Consider the following 20,020-nt stretch of genomic DNA (forward strand, 5'->3'; position numbering starts at 1 on the left):
TCATGAACTGGACCCTAACAATAAAAGACCTATACCTTATAACCAAAATGCTCGGAGCAAAAGTCCTTGTTGGCATTCCCAATCCATTCCTTAGACACCGGAAGGAGGACATAGAGCAGGAATGGGAGGCTACGTTCAAGAAGCTGCACAAAATGGAGCTGGTTGACCAGGTGGAAGGCGAGTTGAAATTTGAAGAAAATTTCATTCAAATGCTGTGGGTAATGGCAAGGTCCAATATGATCACTGAAATTTTGACAGACCAATCAACTCAAAGTCTATTTTATTTTAGTGAGGACAGGGTCGTGGAAGTGATAAAGGGCAACGAGGAGGAGTATGAGCTTCAAAGCCATCCTGCCCCTGATTGGACTTGGAACCAAGTAATCATTCCGCGTATGCTGATGGGGGTGGAGAATATTCCAGCCCGTCAGACGAAAAGTCTCTACCTTACACCAGAGGAATACACCATCTATTGTGGGACCATGAAAGTTGAAAATAAGGACGAGCTATCTGAAAGGCATGCTCTAACATTAGAAGATTCCTTCATAAAGCAATTTGAGCTTGCCATACAAAGAAAAAAATATACCAACCGGCTAATGACCTTTTACCGTGAAGACGAGCAGTGGAGAGTGGAAGGGATGCATTTATTAACCTCTCCTTCTGCCAACTGGACTTTAAGGATGGTCCAAAAAAACGGAAAGGAAATGCTTGAGACAAAGCAGTCTCAGGGACAGGCACTTATGGAGGAAATACTGGGTGTTGTACAGCGGGTAAAAACAAAACAGCCTTCCTAGCATGCAATGGTAAAAACAGAAAGGTGGAGGGTGTACATGTTTAAAAAGAAAAGGAAATATGAAGATTACGCTGTTGCCATTTTGGTAGAAAATGAATTATCGCAAGTGGAGTATAACAAGCTTGCCGAGCCCTTCAGTGACGAGATAGGTGTTGGGGTTGTCAGTGAAATTAAAGTTGGTCATTACGTAAAGGAATGGGAAGTATTGCAAAGAAAGTTCCCTGAACAACAACCTACTTCGTTTCCGCGTTTTGTAATCCTAAGAGTTCATGAAGATAAAGTGAATCAGGCGATAAAAGAGATGGAACGGAAGAACTGGTGGGACTGGCTGTTTAATGCAATCCATCCAGAAGAGTATATGATAGCAGAGGATAAGGTCATGTATGATTACGAAAACGCGGAATTTTATACTGATAAGTTTGAAGAGGCTGTTGAGTATTTGAATAATAAATAAAAAAGCAAGGCCCGTCTTGAGCCTTGCTTTTTAAGTAGCCATAATAACTCTAAGAAACCCTCTCCCGCCTAACCAAGCTCTCCCTTTTCCCTTTAAACCAGTGATAAAAATCCCCGGCTTCCTCTTTTGATACTCCGCTTAGTTCGCTAATATGAAGCGGGTTTGCACGGTTTTGAAAGTACAAGGTGGCAATTCCGAACCGGCGTTGCAACCAGGAGTGTTCGACAGATACCTGTTGGATACGGTTGTAGTGGGTGATAAATGTTTCGTTGGTGAGTCCGCCTTTTCGGATCTGGACAGTGTTTCCTTGGCGTAGATAACTGGTAAATAAGTAATCAAGCACACGTGTGACCAGTGAGATAGCAAAGACAACGCCTGCAGCCCAGAGCCACTCTTTTTTAAACAAGAAAAGGCCGACAGCTGCAATGATTGTAAAGTAGTATGGCACTAAGAGCTTGTACCATAGCACTTTGATTGGAAAACGTTCCATCTCTTCCTGAATAGGATAGTGGGGCAATAAGGTCTCCAACAGTAGATAAGCTTCATGCTTTTGCATGAAAGGGTAGAGGGAGCTTGTTTCTTGCTCTTCTGTTTTCATTTCACCAACACTGATTAGCTTCACAGATGCAAGTCCGAGTAGGCGCTTTGTAAGAGACTGCTCTACCACCACTGCTTGTACTTTCTCTTTAGATATAGCAAAGCTGCTTGTGCTGCCAACACCTTTTTTTATATAGATATGCTCAGCGTCATCGCTTATTTCGTAGTTTCCATATTTGATGGTTGTCTGCAAATAGCCGATGCCCACAGAGATAACCATGGCCAGTACAAAAAGAATAATCAACATCCACCAGTGCAGAAGCAGATAGTCCAATGCGCCTTCCGCAGTGTCTTCTATATTGAAAAAGTCGGCAAGGTTGAAATAGATGGTGGTTAGCAACGGAAAGATGGCCAAAAAGCTCAACGATGTAAAGGAGGCTTTAAATAAATCCTTTTTATTGGAGCGGAAGTGGACCGTCACATCGCCACCAGACCCTACCTCATTATGGTCAACCTCCCCCTCTAAAGGAGTTTTATCTAACAATCTTGAAAGAATTCGTTCTTTTTCAAAGACAGTCAAGACCGGAAAATGTACAGCTGAACCTTCCAGGGATGTCCCTGTTTCCAAGGTCAAAGAAGTGAGTCCAAACCATTTATGAATAAAGGTGGTCTTTGAATAATGGTTCTGAATTTTATCAAAGGAAACAGTCCGTTGTTCTTTTACGAAAACACCTTCTTTAAGAACAAAAGAATCCCCAACCACTTCATAACGGTAAAGAAACCACTTCAATATGATGACAATCAACGTCCACGCAATACCTATTAAAAATAGGTAACGTCCCCATACGATCCACTCAGAAGTAGAATTAATTTTTAACACAAAAAGAAAGAGGAAGATGGCGATTGAATTTTTCAGTAGAGCGAATACTTCAACGGCTATCCAGGCGGGATGAAATCTTTTGACCTCCTGTGACATTATTCTTCCTCCCTTTCTGTCAGGTCGCTCTCTTTTACTTTTGCTAGCTGTGCAATCTCTGCTTTTAACCGTTTCGCCTTTTCTGCATGGATGGCAGGTATGGTGTGCTGGGTCGTAGTGGTGCCTATTATAAGGTTAAATAGTTCAAATCTTCTCATGATGGGACCTTGCTCTGTTCGAACAAACTCTACTTTTTCCATTGGAACCAATGTATGACTTTCGTTCCACTTCCCGTTTTTCATTTGGACAAAGTCTTCATCAATCTCATAGCGCCAAGTTTTTTGAAGAAAAACCGGTTCAATAAAAATAGAATAAACTGCTGATAAGCCTATTATTCCAAGGATTATATACAGGGTAACCTGGATCCAACCATACCACTGAAAATGCTCGCTGCAGTATAACAGGATTCCTAAAACAATGAGGGCGATACCGTGCCCAATGGTGTTGGAGATACGCCAGACTTGTACAGCTTGAATGGCGATTTTTTCGCTTGGCTCTTTAATGGTCATATACATTATTTTCACGCTCCTACCCTTTATACGAAACTGGTCCAGAGATAGTTTCAACAAAATAATTTGACTGGTTAGGGAGAACCTTAAAAGGGAATAAAAAGCAAAACGGCTTAACAGGAGGAGAAGGAATGTTACTGAAGTATTTTTATGACGAAGGATTGGCACAGGCTTCCTACATGGTCGGCTGTCAAGCGTCCAAGGAAGCATTCATCATTGATCCGGCAAGGGATATCCTGCCATATATAGAGGCTGCAACAAAAGAAGGGCTTCGTATTGTTGGAGCGTTGGAAACACATATTCATGCAGATTTTGTTGCGGGTTCGAGGGAACTAGCAAAACGCTTAGGTGCGAAAATGTATCTGTCAAATGAAGGGGATAAGGATTGGAAGTATGAAAATATTGAAAGCCTTCCTCATCAATTGGTGAGGGATGGGGATCAAATAGTACTTGGAAATATTGTGTTTCAGGTGTTACATACGCCAGGTCATACACCAGAAAGCCTTTCTTTTTTAGTAACAGATGGTGGAGCGAAAACAAAACATCCAATGGGTATCTTTACAGGTGATTTCGTTTTTGTCGGCGATGTCGGCAGACCGGATCTTCTGGAAAAGTCGGCACAAAAGGAAGGTACAGCTGATAAGGGGGCAAAAGACATGTATGCCTCTTTGAATAAATTTAAGGAACTTCCAGATTATGTTCAAGTGTGGCCAGGCCATGGGGCAGGAAGTGCATGTGGAAAATCATTAGGTGCCATTCCATCTTCGACTGTTGGCTATGAAAAACGAGTGAACTGGGCATTCCAGCATGATGATTTTGAGAGTTTTGCGTCGGAGTTGTTGGAAGGACAGCCGGAACCTCCAAAGTATTTTGGCATCATGAAGCATGTGAATAAAGTCGGGCCTAATTATACCTTAGAACTACAGAGACCCGAACGGTTGGATGATATAAATATTTTAACAAAGAAATTAAAAGAAGGGGCACAGGTGATTGATACTCGTGAAGCGGCACTCTTTTCAAAAGCGCATATAGAAGGAACCATCAACATCCCATTCAATCAGGCTTTTACTAACTGGGCTGGTTGGATTATTGATTATGAACAGCCGCTATACTTGTTGACACATCCTAATAAGCTTGAGGAAATACAAAAAGCCCTTCTTTCAATAGGAATTGATAATCTCCACTTTTGTATGGACGTGGACCTTGCAATCCGAATGACCGCTAATCTTGAGTCCTATCATGATATTACACCGAAAGAGGCAAAGGAATTGCTTGCAGAAGGTGCGCAAGTCATTGATGTACGGCATGATTCAGAGTGGAAGAGTGGACATATTGAAGGCGCGAAACATATGATGCTAGGCACTTTGCTTGATAGGTTGGATGAGGTGCCGGAAGATCGGCCGCTAATACTTCAGTGTGGTTCTGGAGTAAGGTCCTCAATTGCAATTAGTCTGCTGCAGGCAAAAGGGGTGAAGGATGTCCGTAATATGCTTGGAGGATATGCAAGGTGGCAAAAGGATATTCAATAAAATGATTTAAGGTGTAATCAGTTAAACTGGTTGCACCTTCATACGTTTCACGTGGAACACAAATAAATTTTGAGGAAATGTTCCAAATAGTATTGACTTGAAAATGATTATCACTACAATAGTTAATGAGAGTGATTATCATTTCAAATGAAATTACATACATAAGGAGTGTACATAGTGAAAAAGTTTACTGTCATTTTAAGTATGATGCTAGCTTTAATGTTAGCTTTAACAGGCTGTGTGAGCAGCACTAATAACAATGGGGCAGGGAACAACGACGAAGCAACGAACGAGCAAGGAGAAGTTGTTAACCTATATACAAGCCGTCATTATGAAGCGGACCAAGAGCTTTACAAAAGGTTCGAAGAAGAAACTGGTATTAAAGTGAACGTGGTAGAAGGTAAAGGCGACGAGCTAATGGAGCGCTTAAACATTGAAGGGGAAGCTACAGAAGCGGATGTATTTATTACTTCAGATGCTGGTAACCTTCATCAGGCAAAAGAAGCTGAATTACTTCAAGCGGTTGAGAGTGATGTACTAGTTGAAAATATTCCAGAAAAATTACGTGATGTTGACAATCAATGGTTTGGATTAACAAAGCGTGCGCGTGTTATCGTATATCATAAAGAGCGTGTAAGCCCAGAAGAACTTTCCACTTATGAGGCTTTGGCTGAACCGGAATGGAAAGACCGTGTAGTTATCAGAACTTCTGAGAATATGTACAATATGTCTCTTTTAGCATCTTTCATTGACATCATGGGTAAAGACGAAGCAAAAGCATGGGCACAAGGAATTGCAGATAACATGGCTCGTGACCCTGAAGGTGGAGACCGCGACCAAGCGAAGGCTGTTGCAGCAGGAGAAGCGGATGTTGCGATCATGAATACGTACTATCTTGGTGGTATGTTAAATGGTACGGATGAAGAAGAGAAGAAAGTAGCGGAAAGCATTGGCGTATTCTTCCCGAACCAAGAAACAACTGGTGCACACATTAACATCAGTGGTGCTGGCGTGACAAAGCATGCTAAAAATAAAGAAAATGCCATTAAATTCATCGAATTCTTAAGTAGCGAAGAAGCACAAGGTCAATTTGCGGAAGCTAACTCTGAATACCCTGTAAATGAGAAAGTAGAACCTTCTGAACTATTAAAATCTTGGGGTGAATTTAAAGAGCAAGATATCAACCTTTCTAAACTAGGTGAAAACCAACAAGAGGCAATTCGCATCTTTAACGAAGTTGGTTGGAAGTAATTAAATATGAACAAACCTGGAACCGAAGCATACAAGATAGTGCTTCGGTTCTATTTATTTGGAATCTTTTGTTCCATTTGAGAATGATTTTCGTTATAATTTAGAATGGAGAAACAAAGAGGCAACGAAGGATGTGTCATCTGTGAATCGGTTTCATTGGTCAAGGGTACATCATAAAGGATGGGCTCTTGCAAGTCTTCTTTTTATAACGATTATTTTAATTCCAAATCTACTTATAGCCGTTGAATTCTTTACAGAAGGAAACGACAACTGGCTTCATATACGAGAATACTTATTAAAGGATTATCTGCAAAATTCCGCGGTAATCATTATTTTTACGGCAATAGCAACGATGTTGATTGGCACAAGTCTTGCGTGGTTGATCACCATTTATCAGTTTCCGATGAGAAACTTCTTAAAATGGGCGTTGATTCTTCCATTGGCCATACCGCCATACATTGCTGCTTATACGTTTCACGGTATCTTAAACTATACAGGTGTCGTACAAACCACCCTGCGGAACTCGTTTGATATACAGGTGAATCAGGCTTACTTCGATATCATGAGTATGCAAGGGGCTATCTTCATTTTCACCGTCACCTTGTTTCCTTACGTTTATGCAATTACGAGGAGCTTTTTTCAGAACCTATCAGCTTCGGTACTCGAGAATGCTAGATTGCTAGGTGGAAATGATGTGGATACGTTCTTCCGGGTAGCCTTGCCGATTTCAAGAGCGGCAATCGTAGGAAGTGTCACTCTAGTTATTTTAGAAGTGCTAAATGATTATGGAGTTACAAGTTATTTTGGCATTCAAACAGTCAGTACGGCCATTTTCCGTACTTGGTATGGAATGATGGACCTTGATTCCGCTTTAAAGTTGGCAGGAACTTTAATGGTGTTGGTAATGGTTGTCCTAATGTTTGAAAGAGTGGTTAGGGGAAGAAAGAAATTCTTTGATCCTTCCTCCAAAGTGCGTCCCATTCAGCCGAAGAAGCTTACTGGAGCAAAAGCATGGGGGGTATTCGCTTATTGTTTCGGAGTGTTTACCATTGCATTTATCATACCTTTGCTACAGCTGTTGAGCTGGGCGTTCATGACGTATGACAAAGTATTTAACGCAGAATTTATCATACTTGCAAAAAACTCCGTGTTTGTAGCATCTATTGCTTCTCTTATGATTATTTTGGTGGCACTTATCATTTCGAACTACACAAGGTTGCAGTCAGGTCTGTTGACTAAGTTTATCGCAAGGGTGACAACACTAGGATACTCCATTCCTGGAGCTGCCATTGCGATTGCGGTTATTACGATATTTATTTCATTAGATCAGTATATTGTGACGTTCCTTGCGCAATTTAACTTAAAACCTGAGTTTGTGCTGCGAACGACTTTAGTTATGTTGATTTTTGCTTATGTGATACGATTCCTTGCTATTGGCTTTAATAATATTGAAGCTGGGTTTGAAAAAGTGGGTAACAGGTATTCGGAAACTTCTAGGATGCTTGGTGCGTCAACATTGAGGACGTTCTTCATGGTCGACCTACCGTTGCTGCGCGGGGCAATCGCCAGTGGCTTTATCTTAGTATTTGTGGATATTTTAAAAGAATTACCGTTAACCTTGTTCTTACAACCTTTTAACTTTTCAACACTTGCGACTCAAGCTTTTAAATATGCAAATGATGAACGCGTGCAGGAAGCTTCCATTGCTTCCCTGATGATTATCTTCATAAGTGCATTATGTATTTTCATTTTTCACCGTGTGCTTGATAAGGAGGCAAACTAATGTTTATCCAGATCAGAGACTTGCAGTTTCAATATAAAAATACAAAAAAGAATACACTTGATCATATTCAGGTGGACATTGACCGTGGAGAAATCATATCTATTCTTGGAAAAAGTGGAAGTGGGAAGAGTACGTTGCTGCGCATCATCGCGGGGCTTGAAAATCCAACCTCAGGAAGCATGAAAATAAACGGAGAAGTAATGTTTGATCCAAGGAAATTCATTGTCCCGGAAAAACGTGGTATCGGGGTCGTGTTCCAGGACTATGCTTTGTTTCCGCATATGACAGTAGCCCAAAACATTAAGTACGGATTGCGGAAAATGAACCGGAAGCAAAAGCAGGAGCGATTAGAAGAAATGCTTAGCTTAATCAACTTGGCTGATTACGGGCATCGTTATCCATATGAGCTTAGTGGAGGACAGCAGCAGCGTGTAGCCCTGGCTCGAGCTTTGGCACCGGCACCGTCTCTATTGTTGCTGGATGAGCCGTTTAGTAACCTGGATGCGCATCTTCAGGAAAAGATTCGAGACGAGTTAAAAGAGATCCTGAAGAAAACAGGCATCACCTCCATTTTCGTCACCCACGACTTTGCAGACGCCAAAGCCATTGCCGACCGAATATTATACATTGATGAGGGACAACTGGTGAATAAAGCGTGTGATTTGGTGATGAGTTAAAGTGGTAAAGAGATAAAGAGGGGTCTGACCCTCAGCGCTTTAAAGCACTGAAGGTCAGACCCCTTTTTAACGTCTCAAAGCCCGAAACGCCTCTGCGAAAGCAAAAACGGTAACAGAGCCCCCTTATAATTTCCCAGCCTCACTTCTTCAACAACAAATACATAAAGTAAGGTGCTCCTATCAACGCGACCATGATACCTGCTGGAATCCCGCTATCAATCAGGTTACGCCCTACCGTATCCGCAAACAATAACAGCCAGCCGCCAATCAAAATCGCCACAGGCAGGAACAATTGGTTTCTAGGTCCCACCAATGATTTCGCAATATGAGGGGCCATTAAACCAACAAAAGCAATACCACCGGTCACCGAGACCGCAGAAGCGGCCAATGCTACAGCCGTCAATAACAAAACGACGCGTTCTTTCTCAATAGATACCCCAACCCCGATTGCCACAGGCTCACTCATGCCAAGCAAATTCAAACGGTTGGCTTTATACAACGTAAAAGGAACCAACACAAGTAACCAAGGCAACAAAGCCAATATAAATGGCCAATCCGTGCCCCAGATGTTACCTGCCAGCCACTTGGCAATGAAGTCCACTTTTACACGCTCCGCAGAGGAAATCAAGATAATCATCATACCAGAGAGTGCCATGGAAAACCCTACTCCGACCAACACGAGACGAACAGGCTGTAGACCGCCATTTCGCTGATAAGAGAACAAATAAATCAACATAGCCGTAATTAGCGCTCCAAAAAATGCAACCGCTGGTAACATGTAGACAAAGGAACCAACGTTAATAGGAACATACAAGAAGAAGACAGAGATAGCCACACCGGCCCCTGCATTTATTCCAATAATTCCTGGGTCCGCCAAGTCGTTACGGGTGATCCCTTGAAGAATAGCACCTGATAATGCAAGTGCCATGCCGGCAAGTATCGTAATGACAATCCGAGGAAGCCTGATGGAAAACAAAACAAATTCTTCTTTAAAGCTTCCTTGACCTAATATGGTTGGTATTAACCTGTCGAACGACAGAGATGCTGGTCCAACTCCAATACCAACAACAATGGTAGTTAAAATAAGTAAAGCCAAAGCCCCTACAATAATACGTTGTTTACGAACAATTGACGGATGAATCATGAGAATGCTTTCCCTCCTTTACGAACAATAACAAGAAAGAAGGGGAGACCGACCATTGCTACGATTGCTGCAACAGGCGTTTCAAAAGGAGCATTTATGGTACGCCCCAGTGTATCAGCAAAAAGCATGAAGGTAGCTCCAACTAGCGCAGACATTGGCAGGATAAAACGGTAATCCGTTCCCACGATGGCGCGGACGATATGAGGGACCATTAGTCCAATAAAGGCCATATTTCCAACTAGTGCCACAGAAGCACCAGTTAATAAAATAATTACAACAAACAATACCGATTTGACAAAAGCAATTTTCTGCCCCAACCCTACTGCAACTTCCTCGCTGAGGCTAAGAATGGTCAGTTGTCTGGATAGGTAAAGAGACACAAGCATGCCAACAGTAATTAATGGAATAATTAACTGCAATTGGCCCCATGTCGTTCCAATAATTCCCCCGGCAGTCCACATTGAGACATCACGTGACAGTTTAAAGGTCAGCGCGACCCCTTCCGCTATGGCGAAAAGAAATGCAGAAACAGCAGCACCTGCAAGAACGATTCGCAGAGGAGAAAATCCGCCCTTTTTCATGGCGCCTAAACCAAACACCATAATAGCCCCTACTGCGGCTCCAATAAAACAAGCAATGGTTATGCCATAGTAGTTTATAGAAGGTAAAAATGCCAGCGTGATTGCAAGCGCCGCGTTCGCTCCAGCCGTCAAACCTAGAAGGCCTGGGTCTGCAAGAGGGTTCCTTGTCATCCCTTGCATAATGGCACCAGCAACGGATAAACCAGCTCCCACAAAAATAGCTGCTACTTCCCGTGGCAGGCGTATCTCACGGATTATTAAGATTTTATCCCCACTCGTTCCCGGTGAAGTTAAAGCCAGCCAAACATCTCGAAGTGTGGTATCAGCTGCCCCAAAAACCATCGCAGCAAAAAACACCGCCGCAAAGACGATGACCGCCCCAACAAATTTTATTGTAAAAGGAATGCTCCGTTCCAACGCAATCTTCATGTGCCTCATCTTTTCTATATTAGAATGGGAGTTTAATATTATGTATAAAATTGTTGATCGCAGTGCAAGGCGCGCAGACTCCTGCGGGAGGAAGAGACAGGGGAGACCCCGCAACGAAGTGAGGAGGCTCCCGGACCGCACGCGGAAAGCGAAGCGCCTGGAACGGAGATCAACTCTGGTTCAAGCAAAAACAATGGTAGTAACAATAGAATAAGAGGGACCTTCTATTAAAAGAAGCATCCCTCCAAAAATGTCTTAGTTTCCTAAAAAGCTATCTTTAAAGAACTCTAACTGGAAATCAAGAGAGATCGGATCGTTGAAATAGAATTCTTTCGCATCCGCTTCAAAAACCTGACCATTCTTCACTGCAGGAATATTCTTGTACGTGTCTGTTTCCTGGAAAGAAGTATCTCCATCAGAATTCTTACTGAATACTACATAATCACCAGCAAACTCAGGCAGTACTTCAAAAGAAAGTGTATAATATCCAGCTTCTAGTGCTTCTTCCTTCACTCTTTCTGGCATTTTCAATTTCATTTCTTGATAAAGAATCTCTGTTCCACGTCCCCAGTTATCGCCGAAAACGTAAAGCTCTTTATCGAAATTCTCGATAACGGAAACAGTTGCGTCCTCACCGATTTTAGCGCGGATCTCTTCTCCTGCTTCTTGCGCGCGGGTCTTGAAGTCATCCACCCAATTTTGAGCTTCTTCTTCTTTGTTCAATAACTTTCCAACTTCTACGTGCTGTGTAAGATAGTCCACTTTACCGTAAGTGTAGGCGACAGTTGGTGCAATTTCGCCTAATTGCTCCAGATTGTTTGTGTTGGAGGCAGCAATAATTAAGTCTGGATCTAATTCAATAATCTTCTCTAGGTCTTGATCGGTTATCTCTTCTGCATTTTTAAGGTACTCCTGGTAACGCGGATTTGCCATTGCCCAAGAATCCGTCCCAACAATATTAGTTCCAAGTGCCATGACATTTCCAGCTACAAAAGAGTTCAATACTACGACTCTTTGTGGATCTGCAGGTACTTCAATTGGTCCCGTTTCTGCTTCATATGTAATTGTTTCAGAAGAGGAAGCATTTCCTTCATTAGAACTATTAGTACTATTATTACTAGCATTATTATTGGTGTTTCCGCAGGCACTAACGACCAGCAATAGCAGGAATACGAATGGAATCATTAATTTTTTCATCTTGGTTGTCTCCTTTAAGTAAGTTATAAGTTAAGCACATAGGCTTATTTGTTCTTGGATCTCTCCCAATCTCAGCATCGATATGAAAAACGCGTCTTAAAACTTCCGATGTTATTACTTCTTCGCAATTACCAGACTTGATGATGTTGCCGTCTTTTAAAGCAATCAGGTAATCAGCAAATCGTGCAGCCTGGTTCAAATCGTGCAGGACCATGATAATGGTTCTTTCTTGCTCACGATTGAGGCGTTGCAACAGTTCGAGCACTTCCAGTTGGTGAGCCATGTCTAGATAGGTGGTAGGCTCATCTAGGAAAATGATTTCCGTTTCCTGTGCAAGAGCCATGGCAATCCAGACGCGTTGACGTTGACCCCCAGATAGGGCATCAACCGGGCGGTATTTAAACTCGGTTGTTCCAGTCACCTCTAGTGCCCAATCTATGACTTCATAATCCTTTTTGGTCAGTCTTCCAAATCCCTTTTGATAGGGGAAACGACCGTAAGAAACCAGTTCGCCAACGGTTAATCCGCTTACACTTTCAGGTGTCTGAGGCAGAATCGCCATTTTTTTTGCCAGTGATTTGGTGTTTTCTTTGGCAATCTCTTGTCCATCGAGCAGGATAGCTCCAGATTGGTGGGAGATAATTCTGGTAATGGCTTTTAAGAGCGTGGATTTTCCGCAGCCGTTAGAACCAATAATCGTCGTGATCTGTTTATCTGGTATTTCTATGGATAGATCTTTGATGATTAAGCGTTCACCATAGCCAATGTTCAGGTCCTTTGTATGTAGGCGAACCATTATGTAACCTCCAGTTTAAAGTAAGTTTACATTATTGATAATGATTATCAGTTTCGTTACAAGTATTACTATAAGACTATTAAAGTAGGATGTCAATGGCTAATTGAGAAAGAAAATCAATAAGAAGTAATTCCCATTTTCAACGTAAAGAGTTGTTAGTCGTCATAAGAATGAAAAAAGAATATAATGAATAGGTTAAAAGAACTAGTTTTAATAATATTTCGGGGAGTTGAGATCTTTGTTACCACTAGTATCTGTCATCATCCCTACATATAACCGATTTACAATGCTTTCCGAGTTGATGGAAGCTCTCGTTCTGCAAACAAGAAAAGATTTTGAGGTTATCGTAATTAATGATGGAGGGGGAAGAGTGGATAGTCTAAAAGAATACTATCCAGAATTAGATCTTACCATTATAGATTTGACGGAGAATGTAAAGCATGTCCAGGCTAGGAATATTGGAGTTTCTTTTGCCAAAGGGGAATACATCATGCTCATAGATGATGACGATCTGATTGTCCCCACCCACCTGGAAACAATGATAGAAAAGATAAAAAATGTTGATCTGGTCTATTCAGATGTGGAGATTGTGCAGTATGTAAGGAAGAATGGAGTTCGGGAGGCAAAAAACAGGCATCTGTTCGCCTATGCGCTAGATTTAGATGCAATGAGAAAGTTTTCTACGTTTGTCCCATCCGGCTGCCTTTATAGAAGCTATCTCCATGATCGAATCGGTAAGTTTGATCCACAAATGAAAAATTATTGGGACTGGGACTTTTTCTTGAGGGTATCTGAAAAATTCAACGTTGCAAGATCAGAGGTTGCAGGGGTACTTTATGATTTTTCTGAAGAAAATAGCAATCAGTCCAAGGATTTAAGTAGCATGAGATGTTACTTGGATCGCTTGTCAGAAAAACATAATCTAGGAGAGCTGGAGACGAAAAATTTCTGGCTGCTGCTTGAGGAACCAGAAGTGAAAAAGAGGGAAGCTCCAAGCAAGATTATTTGGAACGGAATGCCGTTTATCTCTAAGTTGCAACGATTAGGAAGGCTTGAAGAGGCATAAAAATAGGAAAGGAATGAATCCCTTTCCTACAAAATTATTTACCATGCATCTTAAACTCTAAAAACAGTTCATTATAATAAGCGAGATTTCTTTTCCCGAGGTTCTCATACACCTCAAGTTTCTCTGTAAGCTCTGGTGGCGGATAGAAACGTTCGTCACCTGTCAGCTCTTCATCTAGAAGCGGCATGGCGGCCTTGTTTGGCGTAGAGTAGCTCACATACTCTGTGTTTTCTGCTGCTACTTCCGCATCTAACATAAAGTTGATAAACTGGTGGGCGGCTTCCACATTCTTTGCCGTTTTCGGTATGACCATGTTATCAAACCACAAGTTCGACCCTTCGACCGGAACCACATATTCAAGTTCTTCATTTTCCCACATTATTTCAGCAGCAACCCCAGACCACACGAGTCCGATGGCTGCTTCTTCATTTTCAATCAACATTCGGTTCTCATCCCCGACGATAGCTTTGATGTTAGGAGTAAGCGTATCAAGCTTTCTTTTCGCCTCAAGCATGTGCTCTTTATTTGTGTCGTTTAAGGAATAGCCTAAACTGTTAAGGGCCATCCCCATCACTTCCCGGGCACCGTCTATCAGGAGGATTTCATTTTTCAAATCTTCATCCCAAAGATCATTCCAACTTGAAATTTCTTTCCCATCTAACATGGAAGGATTGTAAACAATACCAACCGTTCCCCAAAAATAGGGGACAGAGTATTTGTTTTTTGGATCAAAAGGTAGATCCATGAATCGATCGTCAATGTTTCCTAAATTCGGGAGTTTAGAATGATCTAGTGGTATAAGCAGATCTTCTTTAATCATTTTATCAATCATATATTCCGATGGAACCGCAATATCATAAGTGGTTCCGCCTTGTTCTATCTTTGTTTTCATCGCTTCATTCGAGTCAAACGTTTCATAGATAACTTTCACACCAGTTTCTTTTTCAAATTGCTCGACCACATCCATATTGATATAGTCGCCCCAGTTGTAAATCGTCAACGTGTTTCCACCAGAGTATCCTTGAGCAGAGTTCAATTCTGTAATCGCGTACCAAAGGACTGCTGATACCAACACAATCGCAATCATGAACTGTATAAGTTTTTTCATCGTCTAACCCCCATTCCAGTAGGCTTATTGCGCACCGTGATGAAGTAGTAAACAATCACAAGAACAATGGTGAACAAGAACAACAAGGTGGATAGTGCATTTATGTTCAGCGCTATTCCACGGCGGGCAAGGGAGTAAATTTCAACAGAAAGGGTGGTGAATCCATTCCCTGTTACAAAGAATGTCACAACGAAATCATCCAAAGAATAGGTCAGTGCCATAAAGAAACCGGCAAATATCCCTGGTGTGATATACGGCAGAACAACCTTTCTCATCACATCCCAGCGGCTTGCCCCCAAATCATGTGCCGCGTCAATTAAGGTTGGGCTCATTTCCAGGAGCTTCGGTAAAACCATCAATACGACAATAGGTACGCAAAAGGCAATGTGGGACAGTAAGACAGAGTACATGCCAAGCTTGATGCCAGCCATGGTAAAAAGAATGAGGAAAGAAGCACCGATAATCACGTCAGGGCTGACAATTAATACATTATTTAAAGATAATAAAGTGCTTTTTATTTTCCTGTTTTTAAAAGAATAAATGGCGATTGCTCCCATCACACCGATAATGGTTGAAATTAGGGCGGAAAGTAAAGCAATCAATAGTGTGTTCAATACGATAATAAGCAGTCGCGTATCAGCGAACAGCTCTTTATACCAATCGAATGTAAAGCTTTCAAAATCATACATCGTTCCTCCGCTGTTAAACGAGTAAAACACGAGGAAAAAAATAGGTAGATAAAGAATAGTGAAAATGAAGACGAGAAATAACGTCGATAACGGAGATGTTTTTCTATTACCCATGTTAGATTCCTCGCTTTCTGTTGCTCGTCAATTTCATGAAAAGGAACATGATGATAATTAAAAATACGGCAATGGTCGAACCCATTCCCCAGTCTTGCGTCACAAGGAAATGTTGTTCGATTGCTGTTCCAAGAGTGATAACCCTGTTACCGGCTATTAATCTTGTCAGCATGAATAGAGATAACGCCGGAATGAAAACAATCTGACATCCGACTTTTACCCCGTCCAACGTAAGCGGCAGCGTGACTCTCCAAAACGTTGTAAAACGGGAGGCACCAAGGTCATTTGCAGCATCTATCAGTGTTGGATTCAGTTCATTTAGTGCGTTGAAAATAGGCAAGATCATGAACGGAATAAATATATAAACGGAAACGAAAACAAAACTAAAGTCTGTGAATAATATCTGCTGTGAACCAATTCCGATGACTTCCAAGAAACTGTTGGCCATCCCGTAAGTACCGAAAATGCCTAGGAACGCATAAGCTTTTAGGAGCAAATTGATCCAAGAAGGAACAATAAGCAACAATAGCCACAAATATTTGTGACGGGTTTTGGTTAACAGTAACGCCGTCGGATAGGCAATCAAAAGTGTAATGGCGGTTATGAGGAATGCATACCAAAACGAACTCAGCGTCATTTTTAAATAAACGGGAGTAAAGAACTTTTGATAATTTTCCAGTGACAGATTTCCTTCTATATTAAAAAAAGAATAATAGAGAACAAGTAGTAACGGCGCTATGACAAATAACGCAATCCAAAGAGCATAGGGGATAAAGTGAAGATTTTTTGTCAGTCTATTTTCCATGACTCTCTCCGCTTGCATGGGAATAACCCTCTAGACGTCTGTCAAAATCCTCTTCTGATTCCCCAAGGCGCATAACATGAATAGCCTCCGGGTCAAAATACAATCCAATTTGATCCCCGACAGAAGCTTTTTTAGTAGAATGTACAAGCCACTCGTTTCCTTCTTGGTCATAGCTGCTTATTTCATAATGAACGCCACGGAACAGTTGAGAGTCCACTCGCACCTGAAGTTTCCCTTCTGCTGGTGTGGTGATGGCTAAATCCTCAGGTCGGATAACAATGTCTACCCACTCGTCATCTTTTAGTCCCTTGTCCACACATTCAAATTGCTTGCCCGCAAATTCTACAAGGAAGTCCTTGATCATTCGTCCTTCCACAATGTTGGATTCGCCGATGAAGTCTGCCACAAATCGGTTGATTGGCTCATCATAAATATCAGTCGGCGTCCCGCTTTGAATAATTTGCCCTTCATTAAGGACGAATATCTCATCTGACATCGCAAGGGCTTCTTCCTGATCATGCGTAACAAAAATGAACGTGATGCCAAGACGCTGTTGGAGCTCTCTTAATTCATACTGCATTTCCGTGCGCAGTTTAAGGTCAAGTGCGGATAGTGGTTCATCTAATAGAATTACTTCCGGCTCATTTACTATGGCACGCGCAATCGCTACACGCTGGCGCTGACCGCCAGACATTTCCCTGATTTCACGTGACTCAAAGCCTTCAAGGTTGACGAAGCTAAGCGCCTCGGTCACTTTTTTTTCAATATCCGCCTTTTTCATCTTCTTGATCTTCAACCCAAATGCGACATTTTCATATACGTTTAAGTGAGGGAAAAGAGCATAGTCTTGAAATACCGTGTTTACCTGGCGTTTGTTGGCAGGTACATCGTTAATTTTCTTCCCGTTAAAATAAATGTCCCCCGCCGTTGCCTCCGTAAAGCCGGCAATCAGACGAAGGATAGTCGTCTTCCCGCAGCCAGAAGGGCCGAGCAGGGTATAAAACTTCCCGCGTTCTATTTCAAAACTAACATCGTTGAGTACAGCAGGATCATTGTCAAACTGCTTGCGAACATCTTTAAACTGAATAATTGCGTTAGTCATAGCAACCTCCCTAAACAAAAAATTCTAATATATGATTCCAGTAAAGTAGCATTAAGCTGACGAGTAAACGACCAGCGGTGATTAACAGAATCCAAAATGTATTTTTAAGCATAATAATTCATGATTCGGGACAATTATACAGGAATTGCCTGAAAAAACAATATAAAAAAATGCCCGTCCCACAACCAATTTATGGTCGCTGAGACAAGCATCTTCTTTACCATTCCTTAGGCTCATAATTCAATTCAGCAAACAGCTGGCGTTTTTCCTTTTTGCTAAGGTCGCGCCACTGTCCCATCGGTAGATTTCCAAGCTCAATATTCATTATCCGTGTGCGCTGCAGCCTTAAAACTTCATACCCAAGCTCTGCACACATGCGACGGATCTGACGGTTTAATCCTTGAGTCAAAATAATCTTAAAATCAAACTTCGATAACTGTTCAACTTCACATGGGAGTGTCTTTGTACCTAGTATCTTAACGCCCTCAGACATCTGCTTCACAAAATCCGGAGTAATCGGTTTGTCGACCGATACAATATACTCTTTTTCATGCTTGTTTTCTGGGCGCAAAATTTCATTAATGATATCACCGTCGTTTGTTAGCAGGATCAAACCTTCCGATTCCTTATCAAGACGACCTATATGAGAAAGACGTAACGGATGGTTCACTAGGTCAATGATATTTCCCTTTACTTTTTTCTCAGTGGTGCTAGTAATGCCAATTGGCTTGTTCAACGCAATATAAACATTATCTCTGGCAATCCGGATAAGTTGTCCGTTGACCAAAACCTCGTCTCCAGGGTTTACCTGACCACCAATCTTGGCTACCTTTCCGTTAATCTTCACTCTACCTTCTTCGATCAATTTATCTGCTCCGCGTCTTGAAGCAACACCAGAGTCACTAATAAATTTATTTATTCTCATTCTAGTACACGTCCTTATATGAAAAAATGAACTCACTCTTATATAGGAAGAAGTGAGGAATAATTCTATATATGTACCCTATCATACAATAAACAAAGGACCGCTTACAAATAGAGGATAGAACTAATATAGAACTAATAGAAGTGTGAAGGTTTTTTGTGGTACTTTAACGCTTTAACGGAGAGCGGGTCAGACCCCTTTATTTTTTCTTTATGTAATTTCTACCATTCAAAATACTAGAAACCTAGTATTTATCTGCAAATTTTTCGACATATTTCTTATCTAGGTATTTTTAATCATGAAAATATGTTCATCTTTGAAAAACATATATTGAAATATTGGAAGTTTACGAATATAGTTAGTATAGTAAGGGTTTTCACTTTACTATAAATTTATAATTTTGGGGGAATTATGGCATGAAAAAGGGTTTAATTGCAACGATCGTCACTGTTTTAACAACGATGATCTTTTTAGTAGGTTGCGGTACAGACAATAATGGCAGTTCTGACTCTGCTTCCGGCGATGGCAGCGGTTCTGACTTAATGGTCGGAATGGTAACGGACGCTGGAACGATTGATGACAAATCTTTTAATGAAGGAACTTGGAATGGGATCCTTCAAGCTAAAGAAGACTTCGGCATTACAGAGAAATACTTAAAGCCAGCTGGTACTACAGAAGCTGACTACATGCAAGAAATTACAAACTTATATGATGCAGACTTTAAATTTATTGTTACTCCTGGATTTAAATTTGAAACAGCGGTATTCCAAGCACAAAGCCAATATGAAGATGCAAAGTTCGTTTTAATCGATGGATCTCCACATAATGGTGACTTCAACCCTGTTGTAGGTGAAAACACAGTATCTATCTTCTTCGCTGAGCACGAAGCTGGATTCTTAGCTGGTGTTGCTACGGCTCTTGAATTAAAAGAAGGCGAAGCTGGTTTCATCGGTGGTATGGAAATTCCTCCAGTTCAAAAGTTTAACTGGGGCTTCCAACAAGGTATTGCGTATGCTAATGAAAACCTAGATACAAATGTAAGCATTAAAGAAGAAAACGTTGTGTACCAAGGTACATTTGATGATGTAGCTGCAGGTCAGCAAATTGCTGGAGCAATGTTTGACCGTGGCGTAAATGTAATCTTCGCAGCTGCGGGTGGAGTTGGCGTTGGGGCAATCAACGAAGCTAAAACTCGTGTAGCAGGCGGAGACAAAGTATGGATGGTCGGTGTAGACGTTGACCAATACGAAGAAGGTAAAATGGATAACGGTGAATCTGTAATCCTAACTTCTGCAATGAAGAAAATTGACACAGCTGCTGCTGATATGATTAAAGCTGAAATCGATGGAGAGTTCCCAGGTGGAGAAACACTTACATTCGATGCGAAAAACGATGGTGTTGGACTTCCTGAAGAAAATCCAAACTTAAGCGATGAAACATCTACTAAAGTTAATGAGATCTTTGAACTAATCAAATCCGGTGAAGTAGAAGTATCTGCTGAGCAAGGCGATTTGATCAAGTAATACGTGCAGTACCTGGCGTAATCTTCTAAAGCAAA

General features: G+C 41.5%; 19 protein-coding genes. 8 read left to right on the top strand and 11 right to left on the bottom strand.

Going from position 1 to position 20,020, the window contains the following annotated elements; genetic code table 11:
• Positions 1-2: 2 nt before the first annotated feature.
• Both FZC76_RS04430 and FZC76_RS04435 read left to right on the top strand, forming a co-directional pair.
• Entirely contained in the window at positions 3-791 is a 789-nt protein-coding gene (locus FZC76_RS04430; RefSeq protein ID WP_148987069.1) for a hypothetical protein, read from the top strand.
• A gap of 36 nt (positions 792-827) precedes the next feature.
• Positions 828-1,244, top strand: a complete 417-nt coding sequence (locus FZC76_RS04435; RefSeq protein WP_148987070.1) for a hypothetical protein — start codon at positions 828-830, stop codon at positions 1,242-1,244.
• Positions 1,245-1,293: 49 nt separating this feature from the next.
• On the opposite strand, the gene FZC76_RS04440 is transcribed toward FZC76_RS04435, so the two are convergent.
• Positions 1,294-2,757 (bottom strand): PH domain-containing protein, encoded by a 1,464-nt coding sequence (locus tag FZC76_RS04440; protein WP_148987071.1) that lies wholly within the window; start codon positions 2,755-2,757, stop codon positions 1,294-1,296.
• Entirely contained in the window at positions 2,757-3,272 is a 516-nt protein-coding gene (locus FZC76_RS04445) for a PH domain-containing protein (protein WP_148987072.1), read from the bottom strand. Before FZC76_RS04445 ends, FZC76_RS04440 begins: the two co-directional genes overlap by 1 nt.
• 125 nt (positions 3,273-3,397) lie before the next feature.
• Here FZC76_RS04445 and FZC76_RS04450 point away from each other — a divergent pair, with 125 nt between their 5' ends.
• From FZC76_RS04450 to FZC76_RS04465, 4 genes are all read left to right on the top strand, one after another.
• Positions 3,398-4,795, top strand: coding sequence for an MBL fold metallo-hydrolase (locus FZC76_RS04450; RefSeq protein ID WP_148987073.1), 1,398 nt, complete (start codon positions 3,398-3,400; stop codon positions 4,793-4,795).
• A gap of 177 nt (positions 4,796-4,972) precedes the next feature.
• Positions 4,973-6,046, top strand: a complete 1,074-nt coding sequence (locus FZC76_RS04455; protein ID WP_262372402.1) for a Fe(3+) ABC transporter substrate-binding protein — start codon at positions 4,973-4,975, stop codon at positions 6,044-6,046.
• Positions 6,047-6,188: 142 nt separating this feature from the next.
• Entirely contained in the window at positions 6,189-7,829 is a 1,641-nt protein-coding gene (locus FZC76_RS04460; RefSeq protein ID WP_148987074.1) for an ABC transporter permease, read from the top strand.
• Positions 7,829-8,506 carry an ABC transporter ATP-binding protein gene (locus FZC76_RS04465; RefSeq protein ID WP_148987075.1) on the top strand — a complete coding sequence of 226 codons (678 nt, stop codon included), beginning with the start codon at positions 7,829-7,831 and terminating at the stop codon, positions 8,504-8,506. The genes FZC76_RS04460 and FZC76_RS04465 overlap by 1 nt, the downstream gene beginning before the upstream one ends.
• 139 nt (positions 8,507-8,645) lie before the next feature.
• On the opposite strand, the gene FZC76_RS04470 is transcribed toward FZC76_RS04465, so the two are convergent.
• From FZC76_RS04470 to FZC76_RS04485, 4 genes are all read right to left on the bottom strand, one after another.
• Positions 8,646-9,650 (bottom strand): FecCD family ABC transporter permease, encoded by a 1,005-nt coding sequence (locus FZC76_RS04470; protein WP_148987076.1) that lies wholly within the window; start codon positions 9,648-9,650, stop codon positions 8,646-8,648.
• A complete protein-coding gene (locus tag FZC76_RS04475; protein WP_148987077.1) occupies positions 9,647-10,660 on the bottom strand; it encodes a FecCD family ABC transporter permease in 1,014 nt (337 codons plus the stop codon). The genes FZC76_RS04470 and FZC76_RS04475 overlap by 4 nt, the downstream gene beginning before the upstream one ends.
• Positions 10,661-10,915: 255 nt before the next feature.
• Entirely contained in the window at positions 10,916-11,857 is a 942-nt protein-coding gene (locus FZC76_RS04480) for an iron-hydroxamate ABC transporter substrate-binding protein (RefSeq protein ID WP_148987078.1), read from the bottom strand.
• Positions 11,808-12,653 (bottom strand): ABC transporter ATP-binding protein, encoded by an 846-nt coding sequence (locus FZC76_RS04485; RefSeq protein ID WP_148987079.1) that lies wholly within the window; start codon positions 12,651-12,653, stop codon positions 11,808-11,810. Before FZC76_RS04485 ends, FZC76_RS04480 begins: the two co-directional genes overlap by 50 nt.
• Positions 12,654-12,891: 238 nt before the next feature.
• Between FZC76_RS04485 and FZC76_RS04490 the strand changes: the two genes are divergently transcribed.
• Positions 12,892-13,719: a glycosyltransferase family 2 protein gene (locus FZC76_RS04490; RefSeq protein WP_148987080.1), complete on the top strand. Its 828-nt coding sequence runs from the start codon at positions 12,892-12,894 to the stop codon at positions 13,717-13,719.
• A gap of 34 nt (positions 13,720-13,753) precedes the next feature.
• On the opposite strand, the gene FZC76_RS04495 is transcribed toward FZC76_RS04490, so the two are convergent.
• The 5 genes from FZC76_RS04495 to rluF all read right to left on the bottom strand — a co-directional run bounded on the left by FZC76_RS04495 (position 13,754) and on the right by rluF (position 18,462).
• Entirely contained in the window at positions 13,754-14,827 is a 1,074-nt protein-coding gene (locus tag FZC76_RS04495; protein ID WP_148987081.1) for an ABC transporter substrate-binding protein, read from the bottom strand.
• Positions 14,824-15,630 carry an ABC transporter permease gene (locus FZC76_RS04500; RefSeq protein ID WP_148987082.1) on the bottom strand — a complete coding sequence of 269 codons (807 nt, stop codon included), beginning with the start codon at positions 15,628-15,630 and terminating at the stop codon, positions 14,824-14,826. The genes FZC76_RS04495 and FZC76_RS04500 overlap by 4 nt, the downstream gene beginning before the upstream one ends.
• Before the next feature lies 1 nt (position 15,631).
• Positions 15,632-16,435, bottom strand: a complete 804-nt coding sequence (locus FZC76_RS04505) for an ABC transporter permease (protein ID WP_148987496.1) — start codon at positions 16,433-16,435, stop codon at positions 15,632-15,634.
• Complete coding sequence (locus FZC76_RS04510) at positions 16,425-17,537, bottom strand: ABC transporter ATP-binding protein (protein ID WP_148987083.1); 1,113 nt, start codon at positions 17,535-17,537, stop codon at positions 16,425-16,427. The genes FZC76_RS04505 and FZC76_RS04510 overlap by 11 nt, the downstream gene beginning before the upstream one ends.
• Before the next feature lie 217 nt (positions 17,538-17,754).
• A complete protein-coding gene (gene rluF, locus FZC76_RS04515; protein WP_148987084.1) occupies positions 17,755-18,462 on the bottom strand; it encodes a 23S rRNA pseudouridine(2604) synthase RluF in 708 nt (235 codons plus the stop codon).
• 416 nt (positions 18,463-18,878) lie between these two features.
• Between rluF and FZC76_RS04520 the strand changes: the two genes are divergently transcribed.
• Positions 18,879-19,985 (top strand): BMP family lipoprotein, encoded by a 1,107-nt coding sequence (locus tag FZC76_RS04520; RefSeq protein WP_148987085.1) that lies wholly within the window; start codon positions 18,879-18,881, stop codon positions 19,983-19,985.
• The last annotated feature ends 35 nt before the right edge of the window (positions 19,986-20,020 follow it).

This window comes from Sutcliffiella horikoshii (genome assembly GCF_008180725.1).
Lineage (GTDB): Bacteria > Bacillota > Bacilli > Bacillales > Bacillaceae_I > Sutcliffiella_A > Sutcliffiella_A horikoshii_B.